General features: G+C 37.4%; 33 protein-coding genes. 30 read left to right on the top strand and 3 right to left on the bottom strand.

The features are described 5' to 3' along the window. The first annotated feature begins 89 nt into the window (after nucleotides 1-89). Nucleotides 90-719, top strand: a complete 630-nt coding sequence (gene rsmD, locus ACZ1GV_RS01105; RefSeq protein ID WP_472674874.1) for a 16S rRNA (guanine(966)-N(2))-methyltransferase RsmD — start codon at nucleotides 90-92, stop codon at nucleotides 717-719. Between the two features lie 77 nt (nucleotides 720-796). Here the strand turns inward: rsmD and ACZ1GV_RS01100 are convergent, their stop codons facing one another. Then, on the bottom strand, nucleotides 797-1,771 hold the full coding sequence (locus ACZ1GV_RS01100; RefSeq protein ID WP_472674873.1) for an integron integrase: 975 nt from the start codon (nucleotides 1,769-1,771) through the stop codon (nucleotides 797-799). A 353-nt stretch (nucleotides 1,772-2,124) separates the two neighbouring features. Between ACZ1GV_RS01100 and ACZ1GV_RS01095 the strand changes: the two genes are divergently transcribed. From ACZ1GV_RS01095 to ACZ1GV_RS00995, 21 genes are all read left to right on the top strand, one after another. Further along, the gene (locus ACZ1GV_RS01095; RefSeq protein WP_472673694.1) at nucleotides 2,125-2,502 is read left to right on the top strand and encodes a hypothetical protein; all 378 of its coding nucleotides are present in this window, start codon (nucleotides 2,125-2,127) and stop codon (nucleotides 2,500-2,502) included. 152 nt (nucleotides 2,503-2,654) lie between these two features. Further along, entirely contained in the window at nucleotides 2,655-2,840 is a 186-nt protein-coding gene (locus ACZ1GV_RS01090) for a hypothetical protein (protein WP_472674872.1), read from the top strand. 138 nt (nucleotides 2,841-2,978) lie between these two features. Further along, the gene (locus tag ACZ1GV_RS01085) at nucleotides 2,979-3,356 is read left to right on the top strand and encodes a hypothetical protein (protein ID WP_472673694.1); all 378 of its coding nucleotides are present in this window, start codon (nucleotides 2,979-2,981) and stop codon (nucleotides 3,354-3,356) included. Nucleotides 3,357-3,444: 88 nt separating this feature from the next. Further along, complete coding sequence (locus tag ACZ1GV_RS01080) at nucleotides 3,445-3,702, top strand: hypothetical protein (RefSeq protein WP_472674871.1); 258 nt, start codon at nucleotides 3,445-3,447, stop codon at nucleotides 3,700-3,702. A gap of 140 nt (nucleotides 3,703-3,842) precedes the next feature. Further along, nucleotides 3,843-4,160 carry a hypothetical protein gene (locus ACZ1GV_RS01075; protein WP_472674870.1) on the top strand — a complete coding sequence of 106 codons (318 nt, stop codon included), beginning with the start codon at nucleotides 3,843-3,845 and terminating at the stop codon, nucleotides 4,158-4,160. 121 nt (nucleotides 4,161-4,281) lie between these two features. Next, nucleotides 4,282-4,722 carry a hypothetical protein gene (locus ACZ1GV_RS01070; RefSeq protein WP_472674869.1) on the top strand — a complete coding sequence of 147 codons (441 nt, stop codon included), beginning with the start codon at nucleotides 4,282-4,284 and terminating at the stop codon, nucleotides 4,720-4,722. Nucleotides 4,723-4,837: 115 nt separating this feature from the next. Next, a complete protein-coding gene (locus tag ACZ1GV_RS01065) occupies nucleotides 4,838-5,314 on the top strand; it encodes a hypothetical protein (protein WP_472674868.1) in 477 nt (158 codons plus the stop codon). 143 nt (nucleotides 5,315-5,457) lie between these two features. Further along, entirely contained in the window at nucleotides 5,458-5,757 is a 300-nt protein-coding gene (locus ACZ1GV_RS01060) for a hypothetical protein (protein ID WP_472674867.1), read from the top strand. Nucleotides 5,758-5,892: 135 nt separating this feature from the next. Continuing rightward, on the top strand, nucleotides 5,893-6,357 hold the full coding sequence (locus tag ACZ1GV_RS01055) for a hypothetical protein (protein WP_472674866.1): 465 nt from the start codon (nucleotides 5,893-5,895) through the stop codon (nucleotides 6,355-6,357). 83 nt (nucleotides 6,358-6,440) lie between these two features. Next, nucleotides 6,441-7,633, top strand: a protein-coding gene (locus tag ACZ1GV_RS01050; protein WP_472674865.1) for an IS3 family transposase whose coding sequence is annotated in 2 segments (ribosomal slippage) — nucleotides 6,441-6,746 and nucleotides 6,749-7,633 — 1,191 coding nt in all. Because the reading frame shifts where the segments join, the coding sequence is not laid out codon by codon here. Nucleotides 7,634-7,755: 122 nt separating this feature from the next. Continuing rightward, nucleotides 7,756-8,136, top strand: a complete 381-nt coding sequence (locus ACZ1GV_RS01045) for a hypothetical protein (RefSeq protein WP_472674864.1) — start codon at nucleotides 7,756-7,758, stop codon at nucleotides 8,134-8,136. Between the two features lie 124 nt (nucleotides 8,137-8,260). After that, the gene (locus ACZ1GV_RS01040; protein ID WP_472674863.1) at nucleotides 8,261-8,704 is read left to right on the top strand and encodes a hypothetical protein; all 444 of its coding nucleotides are present in this window, start codon (nucleotides 8,261-8,263) and stop codon (nucleotides 8,702-8,704) included. Nucleotides 8,705-8,812: 108 nt separating this feature from the next. Next, entirely contained in the window at nucleotides 8,813-9,109 is a 297-nt protein-coding gene (locus tag ACZ1GV_RS01035; protein WP_472674862.1) for a hypothetical protein, read from the top strand. 151 nt (nucleotides 9,110-9,260) lie between these two features. Further along, nucleotides 9,261-9,527: a hypothetical protein gene (locus ACZ1GV_RS01030; RefSeq protein ID WP_472674861.1), complete on the top strand. Its 267-nt coding sequence runs from the start codon at nucleotides 9,261-9,263 to the stop codon at nucleotides 9,525-9,527. Nucleotides 9,528-9,664: 137 nt separating this feature from the next. Then, on the top strand, nucleotides 9,665-10,447 hold the full coding sequence (locus tag ACZ1GV_RS01025) for a hypothetical protein (RefSeq protein WP_472674860.1): 783 nt from the start codon (nucleotides 9,665-9,667) through the stop codon (nucleotides 10,445-10,447). A 163-nt stretch (nucleotides 10,448-10,610) separates the two neighbouring features. Beyond that, nucleotides 10,611-11,375, top strand: a complete 765-nt coding sequence (locus ACZ1GV_RS01020) for a hypothetical protein (RefSeq protein ID WP_472674859.1) — start codon at nucleotides 10,611-10,613, stop codon at nucleotides 11,373-11,375. A gap of 232 nt (nucleotides 11,376-11,607) precedes the next feature. Next, on the top strand, nucleotides 11,608-12,435 hold the full coding sequence (locus tag ACZ1GV_RS01015; RefSeq protein WP_472674858.1) for an alpha/beta fold hydrolase: 828 nt from the start codon (nucleotides 11,608-11,610) through the stop codon (nucleotides 12,433-12,435). A gap of 122 nt (nucleotides 12,436-12,557) precedes the next feature. Then, nucleotides 12,558-12,821, top strand: a complete 264-nt coding sequence (locus ACZ1GV_RS01010; RefSeq protein WP_472674857.1) for a BrnT family toxin — start codon at nucleotides 12,558-12,560, stop codon at nucleotides 12,819-12,821. Next, nucleotides 12,811-13,059 carry a type II toxin-antitoxin system BrnA family antitoxin gene (gene brnA, locus ACZ1GV_RS01005; RefSeq protein ID WP_472674856.1) on the top strand — a complete coding sequence of 83 codons (249 nt, stop codon included), beginning with the start codon at nucleotides 12,811-12,813 and terminating at the stop codon, nucleotides 13,057-13,059. The genes ACZ1GV_RS01010 and brnA overlap by 11 nt, the downstream gene beginning before the upstream one ends. A 134-nt stretch (nucleotides 13,060-13,193) precedes the next feature. Then, nucleotides 13,194-13,472: a type II toxin-antitoxin system RelE/ParE family toxin gene (locus ACZ1GV_RS01000; protein ID WP_472674855.1), complete on the top strand. Its 279-nt coding sequence runs from the start codon at nucleotides 13,194-13,196 to the stop codon at nucleotides 13,470-13,472. Further along, nucleotides 13,472-13,765 (top strand): HigA family addiction module antitoxin, encoded by a 294-nt coding sequence (locus ACZ1GV_RS00995; protein ID WP_472674854.1) that lies wholly within the window; start codon nucleotides 13,472-13,474, stop codon nucleotides 13,763-13,765. The genes ACZ1GV_RS01000 and ACZ1GV_RS00995 overlap by 1 nt, the downstream gene beginning before the upstream one ends. A gap of 121 nt (nucleotides 13,766-13,886) precedes the next feature. On the opposite strand, the gene ACZ1GV_RS00990 is transcribed toward ACZ1GV_RS00995, so the two are convergent. Both ACZ1GV_RS00990 and ACZ1GV_RS00985 read right to left on the bottom strand, forming a co-directional pair. Beyond that, nucleotides 13,887-14,177 (bottom strand): type II toxin-antitoxin system RelE/ParE family toxin, encoded by a 291-nt coding sequence (locus tag ACZ1GV_RS00990; RefSeq protein ID WP_472674853.1) that lies wholly within the window; start codon nucleotides 14,175-14,177, stop codon nucleotides 13,887-13,889. 1 nt (nucleotide 14,178) lies between these two features. After that, entirely contained in the window at nucleotides 14,179-14,418 is a 240-nt protein-coding gene (locus ACZ1GV_RS00985) for a type II toxin-antitoxin system ParD family antitoxin (protein ID WP_472674852.1), read from the bottom strand. A gap of 160 nt (nucleotides 14,419-14,578) precedes the next feature. On the opposite strand from ACZ1GV_RS00985, the gene ACZ1GV_RS00980 reads away from it, so the two are divergent. From ACZ1GV_RS00980 to ACZ1GV_RS00945, 8 genes are all read left to right on the top strand, one after another. Beyond that, nucleotides 14,579-15,178 (top strand): lysostaphin resistance A-like protein, encoded by a 600-nt coding sequence (locus tag ACZ1GV_RS00980; protein WP_472674851.1) that lies wholly within the window; start codon nucleotides 14,579-14,581, stop codon nucleotides 15,176-15,178. A 110-nt stretch (nucleotides 15,179-15,288) separates the two neighbouring features. Beyond that, nucleotides 15,289-15,651: an energy transducer TonB gene (locus tag ACZ1GV_RS00975; protein WP_472674850.1), complete on the top strand. Its 363-nt coding sequence runs from the start codon at nucleotides 15,289-15,291 to the stop codon at nucleotides 15,649-15,651. Between the two features lie 367 nt (nucleotides 15,652-16,018). After that, entirely contained in the window at nucleotides 16,019-16,309 is a 291-nt protein-coding gene (locus tag ACZ1GV_RS00970) for a hypothetical protein (protein WP_472674849.1), read from the top strand. A gap of 123 nt (nucleotides 16,310-16,432) precedes the next feature. Beyond that, on the top strand, nucleotides 16,433-16,969 hold the full coding sequence (locus ACZ1GV_RS00965) for a GNAT family N-acetyltransferase (RefSeq protein WP_472674848.1): 537 nt from the start codon (nucleotides 16,433-16,435) through the stop codon (nucleotides 16,967-16,969). A gap of 106 nt (nucleotides 16,970-17,075) precedes the next feature. After that, nucleotides 17,076-17,615, top strand: coding sequence for a hypothetical protein (locus tag ACZ1GV_RS00960; protein WP_472674847.1), 540 nt, complete (start codon nucleotides 17,076-17,078; stop codon nucleotides 17,613-17,615). Between the two features lie 97 nt (nucleotides 17,616-17,712). Continuing rightward, nucleotides 17,713-18,144 carry an SRPBCC domain-containing protein gene (locus tag ACZ1GV_RS00955; RefSeq protein WP_472674846.1) on the top strand — a complete coding sequence of 144 codons (432 nt, stop codon included), beginning with the start codon at nucleotides 17,713-17,715 and terminating at the stop codon, nucleotides 18,142-18,144. An 88-nt stretch (nucleotides 18,145-18,232) separates the two neighbouring features. Beyond that, a complete protein-coding gene (locus ACZ1GV_RS00950; protein WP_472674845.1) occupies nucleotides 18,233-19,051 on the top strand; it encodes a hypothetical protein in 819 nt (272 codons plus the stop codon). Nucleotides 19,052-19,099: 48 nt separating this feature from the next. After that, nucleotides 19,100-19,423, top strand: coding sequence for a hypothetical protein (locus tag ACZ1GV_RS00945; protein WP_472674844.1), 324 nt, complete (start codon nucleotides 19,100-19,102; stop codon nucleotides 19,421-19,423). Nucleotides 19,424-19,437 lie beyond the last annotated feature (14 nt).

Here is a 19,437-nt window from a genome sequence, read left to right as displayed (position 1 = left end):
GTGAACGCATGAGCGGGATAATATGGCCTGTATGTTATCGTAAATCTTCGCAGATTTTAACTGTTCAATTGATGAATAAAGGTGCAACTTTGAAACCCTCCTCAAATTTCCCGACTCGAACCAAAAAGAAATCGAGTAAAACTCACAATAAAGGTGAAATTCGTCTCATCGGTGGCCAGTGGCGAGGCCGACGATTGAGGGTTCACGATAAGGAAGGTTTACGTCCCACTACCGATCGCTTAAAAGAAACATTATTCAATTGGCTAATGACTGACATTCGTAACTCTGTTGTTTTAGATTGTTTTGCTGGCGCTGGTTCTTTGGGTTTTGAAGCTGCTTCAAGAGGCGCTAAACAAGTGACTGCGATAGAAAAAAACAAACAGGCGGCTTTACAGTTAAAAGAAAATTGCCAATCGCTAAATGCAGGCACACAAATCATTGTTCATCAAGGCGACTTTTTCCAAAAAGCCAAATCAATAAGTGGTCAATTCAATATTATTTTTGTTGACCCTCCATTTCACGCTAACTTGGTTCAACCTGCTATAGACCTATTGCTGGCTAGCAACAAATTAGCCGAAAACTCATTGCTGTATATCGAGCAAGAAAAAGGTGCAAACTTTGATCTCAGCACTAGTGATAAGGCTGACAATTTCGATTTGATAAAACAAAAAGATGCAGGGCAAGTTAACGCCCAACTCTATCGATACATAAGCAATTAGAAAAACCAAGCTCTTTACCTGAACTCAATAAACAAAAATGCCTGATAACGTGAATCGACAATTGATCGTTGACATTTTTAACCCGGGCTCAAGTTTGCTAAATCTACAGGGCTCTTAGTGAAACCGAACCTATTACCTAAAATGTGGGTATAAATTTCTGTTGTTTTTAAATCAGAGTGCCCTAAAAGCTCCTGTACCGTTCTGATGTCGGTTCCCATCTGCAGGAGTTGCGTTGCAAAGGAGTGCCTAAAAGTATGCGCAGTCACTCGTTTAGTTACGCCACTAGCGGAAACTGCTTTTCTTAATTGTTTTCTAAACGCGGACTCATGAATATGATGACGACAGATATAACCATCAAATGGATGTACGCAACGGGTTGAGGATAAGAAAAGATATTGCCAACAAAAGTCTTTCGCAGCCTCACCAACTTTTCGCTTCAACCCTAAACTCATAGATGTAAATCCCTCTCCTTCACTCAAGTCGCGCTCATGAATTCGACGAGCCAATCTAATTTGATCTTGTAGCGGAGCAATTAAAGACATTGGCATGATCGTATACCTGTCTTTAGCCCCTTTACCTCTATGAACTAGAATGGTTTTATTTTCGAAATTTAGATCTTTTATCCTCAATTTTAATACTTCATTGATTCTAAACCCTGATCCATAAAGCAATGCGGCTATAAGCTTGTATTTACCACTCATCTGCATCAGAATTTCTTGGGCCTCATGGGATTCTAATACTGTTGGCAGCCGCTTAGGTTTGGTTGTATTAGAATAAGACAGTCCCTCTATTTCGCGTTTTATAACATTCCTATACATGAATATAATCGCACACAAAGCAAGATTTTGTGTCGCTGCACTTACTTTTCTATCGACCGCTAAATAATTAAGAAAACGCTCAATATCTAAGTTGCCTAAATCCTCTGGATGACGCATATCACAGAAGCGAATAAAATTCACAATCCAATAAATGTAACTTTTTTCTGTTTTTAAACTGCATCGTCGCGTACGCATTTCAATTCGAACCATTTCTATAAAAGGAATTTGTTTCATAATGACCTCACTGTGTTTATACACAGTTATAATTGCCATTTTTCAAATCTGCGAATTAATCTGTACCCAACATCTGAGTTTTGTATCGAATTGAAAATTTCGCATCCTGATATTTACTAAGGAAAACAGGTAAATAATTAAAACAGGAAAAATTAAACAAGAATAAAACTGAACCCCCTTTTTATTTTCTCGTTTACGTCTGCAAAGTTTTTCTTTAAAACTATTTAATAATTATCTACAGTGTTGATATTAAATAAATTAAATTCGTGTATTAAAAAATCTCTTATTAGGTCAAAAAAACAAACTAAAAAGAATTCCATCTAATACACTGTTATATAACAAAGGAGAGTTTTGTGAATAATTTCAATATTTTTAAAGTAATGTCGTTTGTTTTAGTTTTTTCTATATCAGGGTGCAGCTCAGTTTCAAGTGAATTATCAAGTCAAATTTCGACTGATGTAATTAACGCATATGGGAAATTAGATAAACTAGATAAAATGTTTGATATCGATAAAGCAAGAGTAAATGTATTAAGCGAGACCAAAGCACATATGATCTGGTCCAAAATGAGGATAGCCTCTACCGATATGGGGGTTACAAGCGAAAATCAAAAAATCACTTTAATCTGGGAGTTACTTGATGGTAAGTGGCAAATTACTTCTAAAAGTATCAAGACCAAAAGCGATCCGATGAAATTGTCATATAACAAGCCATTAAAGCAGGACAAATAACAGTTGGCTATTTGCTCCTTCGTCGCTTATTTTAGCCAACTATCATTTGCCTCTTAATGGGGCGTTATATTTCGATTTGAACATTGAGTTCGGTCGTGAAAGCATTCTTTAACTTTTTCGACTTGGTATTTATTAAAAATAAGGAAATCAACATGTGGGAAATCGTGTCATTAATGTTGGCCTTGGCGGTGTTAATTTTCATAATAAACTACGGATTTGACCCTAAAAAGCTAGTTAAAGATTTTAAATCTTTATCAGGCTCTTCCTCAAAAGTAGAAGAGCTAGAATTAAGAGTGACTGAGTTAGAAAAGGTTGTTAAATCCTTAACTAAAAAGTGACTTCTCAATATAACAAGTGCCTCAATTCACTCGCAGGCTCGCTCGGACAATTAACATGGGCTATTGTCGCTGCGCTCAATGTTTTAGCCCATTATTAATTGCCGTTTAGGCAAGCGTTATATAACAAAGGAGAGTTTTGTGAATAATTTCAATATTTTTAAAGTAATGTCGTTTGTTTTAGTTTTTTCTATATCAGGGTGCAGCTCAGTTTCAAGTGAATTATCAAGTCAAATTTCGACTGATGTAATTAACGCATATGGGAAATTAGATAAACTAGATAAAATGTTTGATATCGATAAAGCAAGAGTAAATGTATTAAGCGAGACCAAAGCACATATGATCTGGTCCAAAATGAGGATAGCCTCTACCGATATGGGGGTTACAAGCGAAAATCAAAAAATCACTTTAATCTGGGAGTTACTTGATGGTAAGTGGCAAATTACTTCTAAAAGTATCAAGACCAAAAGCGATCCGATGAAATTGTCATATAACAAGCCATTAAAGCAGGACAAATAACAGTTGGCTATTTGCTCCTTCGTCGCTTATTTTAGCCAACTATCATTTGCCTCTTAATGGGGCGTTATACACCTATAGGAATTTTAGAGTGGAAGAAATAGTTAGCGGCTTTTTCAGGGCCATTGGATTTATACTAGCTGAGCTATTTTTCAACACTATTTGTTATTGGGTTGGATGGCCACTTTGTAAAGTTTTTACTTTTGGAAACTATCCTAGGCCTCAAACTTCTAGCTTTGGGTTAGAACGTAATCAAAGCGGCACTTGGTGTTCCATTGTCGGATTATTAACTATAGTCTTTGCCTTTTACTATGTCGTTATGAGTTACAATCAACAAGCCGGTGTATAACAAGAGCCTCAATTCGCTCGCAAGCTCGCTCGGACAATTAACTATGGGCTATTGTCGCTGCGCTCAATATTTTAGCCCATTATTAATTGCCGTTTAGGCAAGCGTTATGTGTTTCTTAATCATGGAGAATTGTAAGTATTATGGATAATCAATTTAAAATATCTGGCTGGGCGTTTACCATTTACGGAGCAGTTGCTACATGTGCATTTCTATTTGTATACATATTAGGGATATCGCAACTTTCAAACCTTGATTCATTACCAATGTTTTTAATTCTACTTATAAATATATTATTGGCAGTAAACGTTTTAGCTTGGCTTTGTGGTGTTTATCTACTTAAGCAAAGTAAAACTGTTCATAAAATTGCTTTACCTCTTTCTATAATTATTTTGCTAAGCTTTCCTTTTGGAACCATAGTTGGCGGTATATATTTGATGCAACGGTTCAAAAACACATAACAAGTTGCTCAAGTTCGTTCGTAAACTCACTGGGACAATTAACAGTTGGCTTGGCGCTTCGCGCAAGTTTAGCCAACAGTCAATTGCCCCTTAGCAAAGCGTTATGCCTTAGGAGAAATTGATGTTCAAACTATTTAGGAAGAAGGCACAGCTAGAAGTAAAGCAGAGCAGTTATGCCTCATTCGCTGAGTTCGAAATCCTTCTGCCAGAAGAGCTAACAAAAGGTGAAATTCCTGATCTGCGTATTGCATCTAAAGTTGTCGACTTGCTTCGTTCAAATCCCGCAGAGGTTCAAACTCTTGAGGTCTTTGATGGTATGCCCGTCGTAAATTCCAACAACCCTCAATTAAAAGAATTTGCAAATGTAGTTAATGGCGCCAAACAAACTCCCGCTCTAAAATCGCAAATCTCTGCAATGGCCTTTCAGGCTAAGCAGCCTGATTCAATCGGTATTTTATGCTGTTTAGTTAATGGCGCTCTCAACGAGTACCATATTCATAATCGTGGTGGTGGGGCTACTTTAAACTATCAATTTACAAAGGTCGTGCATGCAAAAGCATAACAAGTGCCATCAATCGGACTTGGGTAAACTGTCACTGTTTTTGCAAAAAGACGCAAAAACACCGCCACTTCACCCAAGCCGTTGTGGCAGGCGTTAGCTGCCTATAGGATATTTTGTGCTAAAACTATATCGTTTCTCTGAAGAGAAAAAGGAATACTGGGAAACTTGGCCAAACGATGATGGAACTCATACGGTTCACTGGGGAGAACTCGGTACGACTGGCGAGAGTAAAGTTCTAAAAAATGGCCTGTTTAAAAATCCACAGAAAGCTATTCAAAAGGAAATTGATGATTTAGTCGCTAATGGATTCAGTCAAGTCGAGCAAGAGTTTACCCTTATGGTTGAGTATTCTGTAGACGGGTTCGGGACACCACAAGATCTAGAAAAAAGAGCAAGGCTTCAAGATCGTCTAAATGAAACACTTGGATGGACTGGCTTAGGACACTGTGATGGAGGAAGTATTGGCAGTGATACTATGGAAGTATGTAATTACGTTGTCGATTTTGAGGTTGCTAAGCGCATCATTGAAAAAGACCTTGTAGGTACAGAGTTTGAAAACTTTACTCGTATTTACGATGAAGACTTAGAGTAGTTCGGCAGCTAACAAACCGCTGTTGGCACTCCCTTCGGTCGCTGGGACGCTAACACGTGGGCTGACTCACTTCGTTCGAATTTTAGCCCACGTGCTAGCGCCCCAAAGCTTAGCGTTATATTTCCAGTGGAGTTTTATCAAAAATGGAATTATCAGACAAAGAAATTGGATTAGTTAATTCTGCTATCCGAGAACGGAAGTCCAAACAACTTGTACAGCTTTTCCTGTTAGTACTTATGCTTATAGCTGTTCTTTTTATGTATTTTGGCTACATTGACTCAACGGAGTTTGCTTACGCGGCATTTGCTCTTATTATTGCAACGATATCTCACAACTATCGTTATAAGTCAGCAAGTTATGAGCAGTTATTAGATATTCTTAGTAAGCGTATTCCTGATAACAGTCTTGAAGGTCAAGTAAGCTCATTGCGAAAAGAAATATAACAAGAGCCTCAATTCGCTCACAAGTTCGCTCGGACAATTAACAATGGACAATTGTCGCTGCGCTCAATATTGTAGTCCATTATTAATTGCCGTTTAGGCTAGCGTTATATTGCTAATCAAATCATGGAGTTTTAAATGAAGTACGGAGTTATTTTAGCCTTTTCTATACTACTGTGCGCATGTGCGTCTATCCCTTCGTTTCAATCCAAAGATAACCTATCAGAATATTCCACGAATAAAACAATCATCCTAAATGATGATGCTATATATAAAGTAAATAAAGGTATGGTTACTTGGTATTTTGGTGTGAATAAAGGTAAATACGTGGCTAAATACCAAGATGATAGCGGTTACTATTTTGAAGGTTCAAATCATTCTTCATGTATGGGGACTGAAGGAAAAACTGGTGGTTGTACTGCTCAATTAATTGGTGGTATTTGGCAATCGAAAAAAGATCTAAATGATTTTCGTATGTACTACATTGACGGCTCGACAAAAAATGATAGCTCAAATACACAAGGTTATGCTTTAACGTTAAATAAGTATGTCATTGAATCAGCATCAATAGAATTTTCTAATTTAATTAAGGCTGCGTTGTAATCGCAATATAACAAGCAAATTAACGGGACTGTGCTCCTCCCCCGTTTTAGTGGACACCTCCTCATTACTTTGAGGAGGCTCAAATGCCCAGATATACCAAACCCAGAAAAACATGGTTTTATCCTGTTAATTTCAAAATCAAAGCTGTCGAGCTAAGCTTAAGAGACAATGTCATGTCAAAGGATGTTGCTTTAGCACTTGATATTCATCCATTAATGCTTAGCCGTTGGCGTAAAGAATATCGAGAAGGTAAGTTTAAAAAGACACCGCGCTATCAAAGTAATAACGAACTAATGGATAAACTCCCAACCAAAAAAGAGTTGGATAACATTCAAAAACTTAAGAAAGAAAACGAACGTCTTAAGCAGGAGAATGACCTTCTAAAAAAGTGGCAACGGTATCTGGCGGAAGTACATCAGAGCGATTTGGATTCATCCAAACGTTCGGGGAAACCTTAGGCGTCAAATACCTTTGTGATTGGCTTAATGTATCTCCAAGTGGTTTTTATGCTTGGCGTAATCGACCACCCTCAGCGAGAGCTTTGAGAGATGCCCAGTTGTTGCAGCAGATAAAAGCGGTGTTTAATGCGAACCATCAAACGTACGGAAGTCCGCGTATATATCATGCGCTCAAACGGTTAGGCATAGTTACGAGTGAAAAAAGGGTCGCTAGATTAATGCGAGAGCATGGCTTGAGAGCTAGAGCGCTTAAGACTTACAGTAAGCCAGCTAAGGTGAAATTCTTTTATAAAGAAATACAAAACAAACGTAAAGAAATGGATAAGCCGACGTCAATTAATCAACAATGGTCCGGCGATATTACGTACCTTAAAGTCGGCTCTCAGTGGCATTATCTGGCGGTTGTCATTGACTTGTTTTCGCGCAGAGTGATTGGCTGGGCCTTTGGTAAAAACAAATCCACTGAGCTGACTCTCAAAGCACTGCGTTTAGCCATTAAAAAACGTCAACCTCAAGGTAACGTCTTATTTCATACTGACAGAGGTGCCGAATATCGTGCTCATACTGTCCAGCAGTATTTAAAGCGTCATAACATTAACGCTAGTATGAATAGACCAGGTTGCTGTACAGACAACGCAGAAGTTGAGTCCTTTTTTCACTCATTAAAGGCCGACTTAATTCGCGGAAATCGTTTTGAAACAATGAGTAATCTACTAACCAAGCTAAAAGGTTACTTAAACTACTTCTACAATAGACAGCGGTTACATTCGAGTTTAGGATATAAAACACCCGCTGAATTTGAACTGGCGGTAAATTGAAAATGGATGGTGTCCATTTTATCGGGGGAAGATCACACAAACAGCTTGCTGTGTTTCGTGCCTCAACAGTTTAGCAAGCTATTTTTAGCCCATTATTTGGGCGTTATATTACTCGAGTAGCTATGGATTTAACCTCTAGTATTGGAAAATGGAAACGCTATCCAGAAACACGTGAACTTTTTGAAGCAACATTTTTTGTTTACTTTAAAAATCACCACGCTATTGAGTTACAAATAAATTTAAATCCTAACTCACCTCTTGGAACAGCTTATTCAATTCCAGTAGAATTAGAAAAATTTAGAAAGTTTATTTTTGCCTTAAAAACTGGTCGAAATCTAACGACTATTTCTAATAATGGATTTTTAAGACGGAAATTTAAAATAAAAGGTAAGTATACAATTTCTGAAACTGTATATTTATGGAAAATACCAGTTGGCTATCAAATGTTTACTATAAGCTTTACAACAGCGAACGCTCTTTTCAAAGATTTTTGTGAAACGTAATATAACAAGTGCCTCAATTCGCTCACAAGCTCGCTCGGACAATTAACAATGGACAATTGTCGCTGCGCTCAATATTGTAGTCCATTATTAATTGCCGTTTAGGCAAGCGTTATATTTCACAGTCATGATTAGCCTATTTCGAAAAACTAGAGTAATTAAAACAAAATTATCTGCCGATTTACTTATAAAGCGTTTGTTCTCGCTTGATAATAAATTTGTCAATGATACCAAATACATTGAGGTAGAGAGCAAAGGTACAAGAACATTTGGCCTTAGTTTCCAGAAAAATATTTCTTATCCTCAATTAAATTACTCCGTTTCAAAAGAGGTATGGATAGAAAGCATTGGAGAACAGAGTAAGCTTCATATTAGAACTCGGCCAATTGCGTATATTTGGGCATTGCCTGTTTTAATGTTGCCAATACTTCCCAGCGCAATTAGTACGTATGGGTCTAATTCTCTTCTAATTTACTTCATGCCAATTGCTATGTTGGAGATTTTGTTTTTATATAAGTCTTCATCTGAAAATTCATCGTTAGATCAACATATCAACGAGGTGTTAAAGTGAAATATAACAAGTCATTAAAGAAAGACTCGTCACGGCTTGCTCGAGTTCCTTCGTCACTTAGTTTAGCAAGCCTAAATTCGCTTCTTAATGAAGCGTTAGGTAATTAGTATGGGAACTGAGATTGTTGTTCTATCTTATTTAACGACACCAATAATTTTTCTTATATCTATTGGGATGTTATTTAAAACTAGCTTTCCAAACGCTAAAGCAGTGATTTTATTATCTGTAAATACATTATTTATTGGGTATTTCATAATCGAAGGTTTTATTAGTGGTTATCTTCTTCAGGCATTTTTAGTTGGTGGTTTTTTACTAATACCTTTTCAAGTTATTAGTCTTTTATTGGCTTATATCTTTGGTAAACAACTAAAGAATTATATAAATCAAACTAACAAAGTTACCTAACAAGTGGTTAAAGAAGGTCTCGTAATAGCTTGCTCGAGCCTTCGGCAAACAGTCTAGCAAGCTAAAACTCGCCTCTTAACCAGGCGTTAGGCATTTTAATTACATCAATCTGTACCGCTAATCATACGGTTCACAAAAATAAGGAAGTTTTATGAACGTTAAATTTTTAATCGCAATGTTATATTCAGGTGTGTTTTTACTTTTTACTGGAGTTTTTGGGTTTATCTGGACAAGTTCAATTATTGGAGATTTCATCGTTGGTGCAGGAAGTGCTCAATTAATTAATGCGAACTTAAATATACCTATATTTCCTTTAGTTATTTTGGCTACAGTTGGTCTTTCGTTAGTAATAATGTCTATCAATTTATCTTTAAAGGCTAAGAGGAAGGAAGCGGAACTCGCGCTATCAAATGCCTAACAAGACACTAAAGTAGGACGCAAAAAGCATGGCTTGCGTTCGTACCTCACTAATTATAGCCCTGCATTTTGCGCCTCTTAGTGGGGCGTTAGGCTAAAATAGAAGACTCTATAATAATTTTTGTCAAGGAGAGTAATGTGAAAATATCAAAATCAATTTGCCTTATCTTGATCACTGGCTTATTAGCTGGTTGTCCCCTTGATGGAGATAAAGGGTCGCCTGGTGTTAATGGAGTTGACGGTGCTGATGGGGTTGATGGAGTTGATGGAGTTGACGGTGTTGATGGAGTTGATGGAGTTGATGGTCTCAACTGCTGGGATACAAATTCTAATAGGATTGACGATCAAGAAGAAGATATTAATCGCGATGGAATTTGGAATACTAAGGACTGCTCCGGTAGCTTGGATTCTAAGCAAAATGTTGATGTCACACTAAACCATCAACATATTTGCGAAGCTTTTGCTAATCTAGACCAATACCCACAAGGATGCCCATCAGATACACATACTAAGCCTGCAGGTACACTTAGGCAAATTGAATTTCTGATAGATAGTGGTGCTGGTTATGCTGTTAGCTGCGATCATGAACCTAACAATGGTTTACTGAGCGCAATACCAAAAAATGGAGCATATTCTTGGTCGCTAGAAGGTGGCTTCATAGCCAGTGTAACTACAGTTTCAGCATTAGATGAACTAGAGAATAATGCCTGCTTTGAAATTTGTAATGCGGACTCTGAGTGTATCGCGTCTTGGGCAGTTTATTCGTCAGAACCGGACGCCACTTCTTTTGAGTGCCACATTTTTCATCATTCTGACACTGTTGGTAACTGGGAACGTTCTTGCGCTGCTGACATAAGCGATTGTGCTGCTCGCGCCGGTGCACTTGAGGCTTCACAGCGTTGGAGTACTATCTGCCCTTAAAATGCCTAACAAGTTTGTGCACAGGACTTGTTTTCCGTTACGCCTTTTTGCCATTGCTTCGCAATTATATGGCAAAAGGCTTCACTCCAACCAAGCCTGTGACAAAGGCGTTAGCTGCATAATGTAGTCTGATAACATATTTAAATAATAACAAGGACGTAAAATGAAAAATTTGTTCACAAATATCATAATTGCAATAGTGTGTTTTACATTAGGGTATATGTTTTACCCAAAGATTAACGAAACTAACGTAGAATCAATATATACGAGTAAAGCTAGTACGATTGAAAATATCAAAGATGACTCTGTAATTGTAAAAGTTAAAGCGCCAGTATCAGCACCAATTAATGAAATGAGCGTTGAAAATAACCCTGAATCGTTAGCAAAAGTTGTAGAAAATATTGAAATAAATAAGGAAACAGCAAGCTCCCAAGTTAGCCGTGTAAAAAAGGAAAAAGTTATTGAGGAGGCTGATACCCTTGTACAAAAAGAATTAGAGGAGTGGTCTAATATTCACAAAGAACAGATTAATGGATTAATCTCTGCTCATATGTCGAATGAAACAGCTGAGCATATGAAATTGCAAATTTCAAAAGATAATGAATTTCTATCACAACCTCCTATTCAACAAGATCCAATAGAAGATGAAAATTGGGCTTACAATATGGAACAACAATTAAAGGTGTTGATTTCTCAACATGATTTAAGTGATAGCTTTGACCTATTGAACCTTTCTTGCAAGCAATTAATGTGCGATATATTGGGAGTAGAAAAAGATGGGAACACTTGGTTCAAATTATATATAAGTTTACTTCAAACCGCCCCTAATGCCGAGTTCCCTGATGATAACAATCCAACTAAATCTGTTCAGTATATGGAAGGTGATATTGCTATTGTGTATTCTCAAATAAAGTTTAAAAGCAGCTAACAAGCCACTACAGTAACGGGACTGCTAACAGCTTGCTCGGTTCCGCTTCGCTGCACATTTTAGCAAGCTATTGTCAGCCCCTGAATGGGGCGTTAGTTGCAAGGCATCTCATCTAGTAACGGAGTATCAATCTATTAAGATTACATCAATTATAGTTTTCACCTTATTCCTAAATATGGCTAATGCGAGTGAATGGGTAGATACAACTCAGCACAAGATCTATTACATAGAAATGGACGACAATATAAAATTAGAAGTTGTTGATTGGGGTGGTGAAGGTACGCCTCTTGTGTTTCTTGCTGGCCTTGCCCTTAATGCCCATACATTTGATCCAATAGTTCCTTCGTTTGTTGATTCATATAGAGTTATCGGTATAACTCGTGTTGGTCATGGAAACTCAGAATCTCGCAAGGAAAACTATTCAACAGCTAGATTAGCCAAAGATATAATTAATATTTTAAATAAAATGAATATTGAGAATGCTATTTTTGCAGGTCACTCTTTTGCTGGAGGTGAGTTAAATCATCTAGGGAGGCACTTTCCTGAAAGAGTAAAGGGCTTAATTTATATAGATGCTATCCAAGATTTAAATTATATGGACAGCCACTTAGCAGCCTGCCCAGACCTAGGTTACGCAACAATTGATGTTTTGAAGTATCAAGATAATTTTTATAATACACAAAGAGTTAAAGATTTTGATGGTAGTTACTTACCATTTGCAGACCTCTCAGTTTTGGGGAGATTCTTTACTGAGGAAGAAGAGCGCCATTATTCTGGGATCGCAGCTCCTGCTATTGCAATTAGTCACATACCAGAACAAACAAAAGACTTTTTCATTGGCTTGGGTAATCCTACCCAGAAGTGCTTTGAAGAGATGAATAAGCTAACTTACCTTGGTATCGCTAGTTTTATAAAATATAAACAAAATGCAGATGTAGCAGCTATTCAGAATAGCCAGCACATGATGCATATGGCAACGCCTGAAAAACTTGTTATGGTGATGAAGAATTGGCTTGCGAGAACATTTGCAACTAACAAGAAAATAAACAAGGACACGTAACAGTTGGCTGCGTTCCACTTCGTTTCACATTTTAGCCAACCATTACTTAGCCTGTTATTTAGGCGTTAGCTTTCTAATTTTTTCTATTTGCAAGTTGAGTAATAAAGGTATACTTTTAACTCATGTATGATTTCGAATTTGATATACAAAAAAGTACGCTGAATTTTGAGAAGCATGGAATCGACTTTGTTGATGCTCAAGAGCTATGGTCTGATCCTAATTTAATCGAAATTCCAGCAAATACTTCTGACGAATCAAGGTTTCTTGTTATTGGTACTATTGATAACAAACACTGGTCTGCTGTAATTACGTATCGGAAAAAGAACATCCGCATAATATCGGTTCGAAGATCCAGGAAGAAAGAGGTGAATTTCTATGAAAGCTAACAAATTTGATGAAGCGTTTGACAAAAATCAAGATGACATCCTAGAGCACTTGGATCTGACTAAAGCTAAACGCCCTTTACAAAGTCAGCGAAGAGTTAATGTTGATTTCCCTTCATGGATGATTGATTCACTTGACAGAGAAGCAAGTCGAATAGGTGTAACAAGGCAATCTATTATTAAAGTTTGGCTAGCTGAACGATTGGAAAGTCAGGAAAATAAACATCGCCACGAAAGCTAACAAGTCATTGAAGAAAGACTCGTCACGGCTTGCCGAGTTCCTTCGTCACTAAGTTTAGCAAGCTAAAACTCGCCTCTTAACCAGGCGTTATATTCCTCTAGACACCTGTTGCGCAACACGCTACACTTTCGGTTATGATTAAATCATTTAAACATAAAGGACTGAGAAAGTTCTTTGAGTCTGGCACAACTGCTGGCATTCAACCTAAGCATGAGCGTCGACTTAGAATGCAACTTGCTGCTATTGATACTGCGACTGTTTTAGACGACATCGACTTACCTGGGTTTAAGTTGCATGCCTTAAAAGGTAAACGAGATGGAATATGGTCCATTACTGTAAATGGTAATTGGCGAGTCACTTTCGAATTTAAAGATGGCAATGCTTTTATTTTAAATTATGAGGATTATCACTAATGAATATGCATAACCCACCGCATCCGGGTGAATTTATTTCCGATGTTTATATGGAACCATTTGGCTATAGTTGCCGATTTGTTGCAAAACAATTAGATGTTTCTCCTTCAACTTTAAGCCGTATATTAAAAGCTAAAAGTGCTATTACTCCAGAAATGGCTTTACGACTATCTAAAGCGCTTGGCCGTAGCCCTGAAAGTTGGCTATCGATGCAAGACAATTATGACCTTTGGCAAGCAAAACAAAATGTTAACTTAGCTAGAGTTCATCAAATTGACTTTGCAATGGCGTAAAGGAATATAACAAGAGCCTCAATTCGCTCACAAGTTCGCTCGGACAATTAACATGGGCTATTGTCGCTGCGCTCAATATTTTAGTCCATTATTAAATGCCGCTTAGGCAAGCGGTATGTTTTCAGAGGGCTAGGTGTACATCCATGCTTTTATGGAGAGCCCGAACAATTACTACCTCTTCCTTGCCGAATTCTTTGTAATAGATGACATGGCTTCCTTGTGGTCGCTTTCTATAACCTTCTCTAATGTAATCGCAGACATAACCTAGTTCTGGCTCCTCTGCAATTTGATTAAAAGCGCTATCAAGTAACTTTAAATAGTCATTTCTCTGCTGTCTGCCCCAGTTAAGTTGCGTGTAACGACCAATTTTCATTAAATCTGAAAGAGCTTTTTTAGATAAATGAAACTTCATATTAGTGATTTTCTTTATCCAAATCATTTAAGAGAGTGTCATATGAATAATTAGCTATTCCGCTGTTCTCTCCCTCAACCAACATACTCCTTAGATTATTCATTTTTAATTCTTGATCTTCTAAGGCTCGTAATCCAGCTCTCAGCACTTCACTTGCAGAGCCATACCTGCCAGTCTCTAACTGCTGGCTAATAAATGAGTCAAAATGCTCACCTAATGTAACACTTGTATTTTTCGCCATCACAACCTCCGATACCAATATCTAATACATTTTGGTACCAAGAATATAACAAGTCAATTAAGGCAGACAAAAAACAGTTGCCTCTTGCTCCAACGTCGCTAAAGTATAAGCAACTATTTTTTAGCTTCTTATTGAAGCGTTAGGTGTATAAGGAAATCGGATGCAATCTGCGGATAATCAAACTTTAAAGATCATCTTTTCAATTATTTTAGTTCAAGGGGGGATTTTACTTTATTGGCTCATGACAACGCCGAATTTCTTCGGCGCGATAGGTTTCACTACATTATCAAATATAGATTTTTATGCATGGGGAATAGCTGCTTTAGTTGTTATTTCCTACGTATGGGGAGCAGCAAGTATTTCAAACGTACGCCAACATATGTTTAAGTTTAATAAACTTAAATACTTGGCTCTAGTCGGTGCTTTAATCTCCGGGATTTTTGAAGAAATACTCTTTCGAAAAATGTTAATGGATTATCTTCAGGCAGAAGGTTTTAGTGATTTCTTACAAATAATTATTTCTGGTTTAGCTTTTGGAGTAGCGCACTTAGTATGGGGGGGCAAGGCTCTATCAGCAGGTATAAATGCTACTTTTTATACTTTTTTCTTAGGTTCAGGTCTTGCACTTATTTATATTATGAGCGAAAGAAATTTAGCTCTTTGCATTATTGCACACACAATAGTTACTGGCTTAATCGAACCTGGTTTAATAAAATCAGCAGTATTAAATAAGTTGGGGTATTTAAAAGAGCGCACCTAACAAGGGTTTTCAAGTCGGACAAATTACAGTTGGCTTTTTGTTAGTGCCTCACTTATTTTAGCCAACTACAATTTGCCGCTTAAAATGGTGTTAGCAGTCATGGAGTACTCATGTATAAATACGGAATTTTGTTAGTTATGGCTTTGGCAGTCGCCTCTTGCTCATCAACAGAGAGCAAACTTAGTAGTACTTCTACTAGTGATTTGGGAGCAACCTCATGTGATTCTTCTTATCCATTGTCTGCTTCTTTAGAAGGAATAAGCGGGTACGTGCAGTTATCTTATGATATTGACGAAAGTGGACGCACAGTAAATATAGTTGTTATTAAATCGGTGCCGGAAAACGTATTTGATGAAGTTGCAAAATGCTCGCTGTCTAAGTGGAAATACAATCCTAAATTAGTAAATGGTGTTCCTGTCTACCAAACAGGATTGTCAGTACAACTGGACTTCAATCTAGAAAACGACAGCTAACAAGTGGTTAAAGAAGGTCTCGTGATAGCTTGCTCGAGCCTTCGGCAAACAGTCTAGCAAGCTAAAACCCGGCTCTTTACCGGGTGTTAGGCTTATCAAGCCTCAAAATTATAAACTCATCTAGTTTTTTAAAAGGAGTAGATAGCTGAAAATTAAAAATGTCGCAACTGCGTTAGTACCTTTAAGCCTGTTAGTCAGCCAAGTAAGCTTTGCTAATGATGATCAAAAGCTGTTAATTGCTTTCCATAAATATGGCATAAAAAAATGTGATAGTTTTATCCTTAAAAATAGTAACTTAATTGGGAATTGGAATTATTATATTGATAAGCATGCTTCCGGAATTGATGGTGAAGCTACGGAAGTGACATTGACAAGAATATGGGGCTCAAAAGGCGATACAGTCAAAACTGCAGATACATATATTCAAACGGCTAAAAATTGTTACTTAAGAAGCACCTGGACAATAACAAATTCAGGAAGCTGTTCCAGCAATATCGATGGTGACGTATGGTATATTTCAGGTGCTATGCCAAACAAAGACTACACCACATATAAAAATGCTGGTGGTATAGAATTGCATGCAAAAGAAATATCTATGGGCAACTTTGAAGCTTGTATACAAGAAGGGTCAAAACGAGACTCATCTTCACATGGGTAAATAAGCCTAACACGTCAATTAACTGGGATTCGATTAAGTTAGCCGATTTTTATTGCAAACACCGCAATAAAACTGCCAAACTATCGAATACATTATTGAAGCGTTATAAAGACAGGGAAAGTAGTGCAACTCAACTCAAAAAGACTTTCTTACACAGCGTTAACTTCTGACGACTGGGATTTATTCCACCGACTTCATAAAGATCTCGATGTTATAAAGTACATCTGTGATCCTCTCTCCGATAATCAGATTCGCAATAAATTTGAAGAGAGACTTGATCCTTGGCATAAAGAACGAGATAGCTGGCTATGTATGGTAATGACTGAAATTAATACCGGAGAAGCCATTGGACTCACGGGCTTTTTTTCAACCTGGTGTTTGAATAAACAAGCAGAGCTCGGGTTTATGCTTCATCCTCGTCACCAAGGGAAAGGGTATGGATTAGAATCCACACGTTTGGTTTTGGACTTTGCGTTTAACACATGCAGCTTTCACAAGGTTAGCGCAACTGTTACCGATGGAAACGCTCCCTCTTTTAATCTTTTACTAAAGGCGGGACTGAAATCGGAGGGAACTCTCCGTGAAAATTTCATACTGAATGGGGAATGGAAAGACGACTTAAAGCTAGGTATGCTAAAACAAGAGTTTATGTCTATATAATAAATCATTAAAGAAAGACTCGTCACGGCTTGCTCGAGCCTTCGGCAAACATTTTAGCAAGCTAAAACTCGCCTCTTAACCGGGCGTTAGCTTTACAGGGAAAGTTATGAGAACTGCATTATTGGTCATATTTTTGATGTCATTTACTACGCTAGCTAGTGATGATTTCTATTGGGTAACTAAAAGTGGCGAAAGAGCACCTGAAACCCCTAGTCAAAAAAGTTTGAATGGCTTTGGCGGTTGGTTATTAATTACGCCTGACAAGGATTGGCAAGCTAAGTGGGATACTCCCCGAGAACACACTCCTAGCTTCAACGAGGCTAAAAAGGTAAAACTTGGTGAAGAGCTTACAATACTGCCCTTCTTCTCAAACCCAAAGCTCACTGAAGACAAAAAATTCGAAATTCTGTGCGACATTAGAGTTGAACAACCTGACGGAAAACCCTCAATCGATGAAAAAAACATTCCCTGCGCAAGTGGTGAAATACACGACGACCCGAGAGCAATATATTTGACCCATGCAGTCATCAAATATATTGGTGAGCCCGGAGATAAGTTTGGGGAATGGAAGGTATATGTTAATTTACTTGATAGAAATAGAGGTGTTTCGCTAAGTTTAATGTCTTCATTTGAGTTAGTGCAATAGTATAGCTAACAAGTGGTTAAAGAAGGTCTATGCCTACGCTGTTGTGGCCCAATAGCAATGCGTTGGTGGTTCCTCGACTCATGATTTTGGAGTAAATATGAAAATATCGATAGAAACTATTATTAATGCACCACTCGATTTAGTTTGGAGATCTTGGGTAACACCCGAAGACATTACAAATTGGAATTTTGCTACTAATGATTGGGTTTGCCCAGAAGCACAAATTAGCTTAGTCGTTGGTGGCAAATTCAAATATCGTATGGAGGCCAAAGATCAATCTATGGGTTTTGATTTTGAAGGAGAGTTTACATCAATTGTACCTCTTCAAAGTATAAATTATAGACTCGAAGATAATCGCAAGGTTACCTGCATATTTACTGAAATTGATGGCAAAACCAAAATAGTTGAAACTTTTGAAATAGAAGATGAAAATTCAGGAGAACAACAGCGCCAAGGTTGGTCAATGATTCTCGAAAACTTTAAGCAATATGTCGAAAAGAAAGCAACTAATAAGCCCTCAGAAGGATAAATAACAGCTAATTTTTGCTCATGCGTCGCTTATTTTAACCGGCTATTATTTTCATCTTAACCAAGCGTTAATTTCCTATCGAGGTCTTGTGAAAAAACTTACTCTTGCGATATCTATTTTAGTCTTTGTCATTATTTATTTTCTTCCAAAAGAACAAAGTAAGTTTGATAAGGTTAGCGCTGAAACTGATAGCGAAAAGACGCTTTTTAAAGACTTAAAGCCTAAAGAGAAATCAAAGATAAAAACTGATGTAGAAGTTAGTGCTCTTGCATCCGCAGAAGAATACTTATCTGAAGCAAAAGAAATCCGTCGTTGTAACAAAATACCTAAAACTGAGTATGAACTTGATGTCTGGCTGAGTCATGCAAATGAAGTGGGTGAACCCGACGAGTATATCGAAGATGTTTTATTTCGTTTTGAGCGCTGTTCACAGTTTAACTTTATATCCGATGATTATGTTGGGTTACTCTTTAAGGCAATTAAATTAGGGTCTGATAACGCTGTGACAGAGTTGTGGGCTATTTCGGATAGCGAATACTTTCATAGCAAAGGCTTATTTGAATTAAACAGAGAAGAAACAATAAAACAAAGAAAAAAATTTAATAAATTGAAATACCAACTCTCTGAAAGTATTGCACTAACTGGAGGAGAGCAGGCAATATTAAAGCTAGTTAAAGAGTATCAAAATTACGACCCAGACTCAGGAAATCCAAACTATCTAAAGGCCGTAGCATATGCCGATTTTGGTCTAAAAATAGTAGAGGATAACGATATTTACCTAAAATTAGATTTCATCAAGCAACGTATATCTCAAAATATGGCATTTCAAGATCTTCAACATGCGCAAGTGCTAACTGAAACCTTGCTGAGCAAGATTGTGAAAGCGGAAGCGAATAAGGAAAATTAGGTGTTTAATTGACTCAAAACAACATTATCTAAAGCAAGCTGGTATACATTGGCTTGCATTATCGTTCTATTAGTAGCGGGCCCTGAAATAATGGTCGGCATGGAAATTATGGCTTTGGTTGAAGCGCTCGGTGCTTCTACCTTTGTATTAATGTACCTGTCTGGATTAAAGCTGTTTTGTACCAAACTGTGGAATAAGTTTAAACGTTTTGAGTCATATTCAACTTTTTACGTTCCACCTATGTCTACTTTAAAAGAGATGCCTTCACTGTTAATCCACGCTATTCCAGAGAGAACCGCCGTTATCAGCTTTTTACTGTTTACAACTGTTGGTATGTCAGGGCTTTATTTTAACTTACTGATTGGCTTATAGAATTGGCTTAGTGT

It is taken from the genome of Psychrosphaera sp. HA2-10, assembly GCF_055693745.1.
The sequence above is the reverse complement of the archived record's forward strand: the minus strand, read 5'-3'. Positions and strand labels throughout refer to the sequence as shown.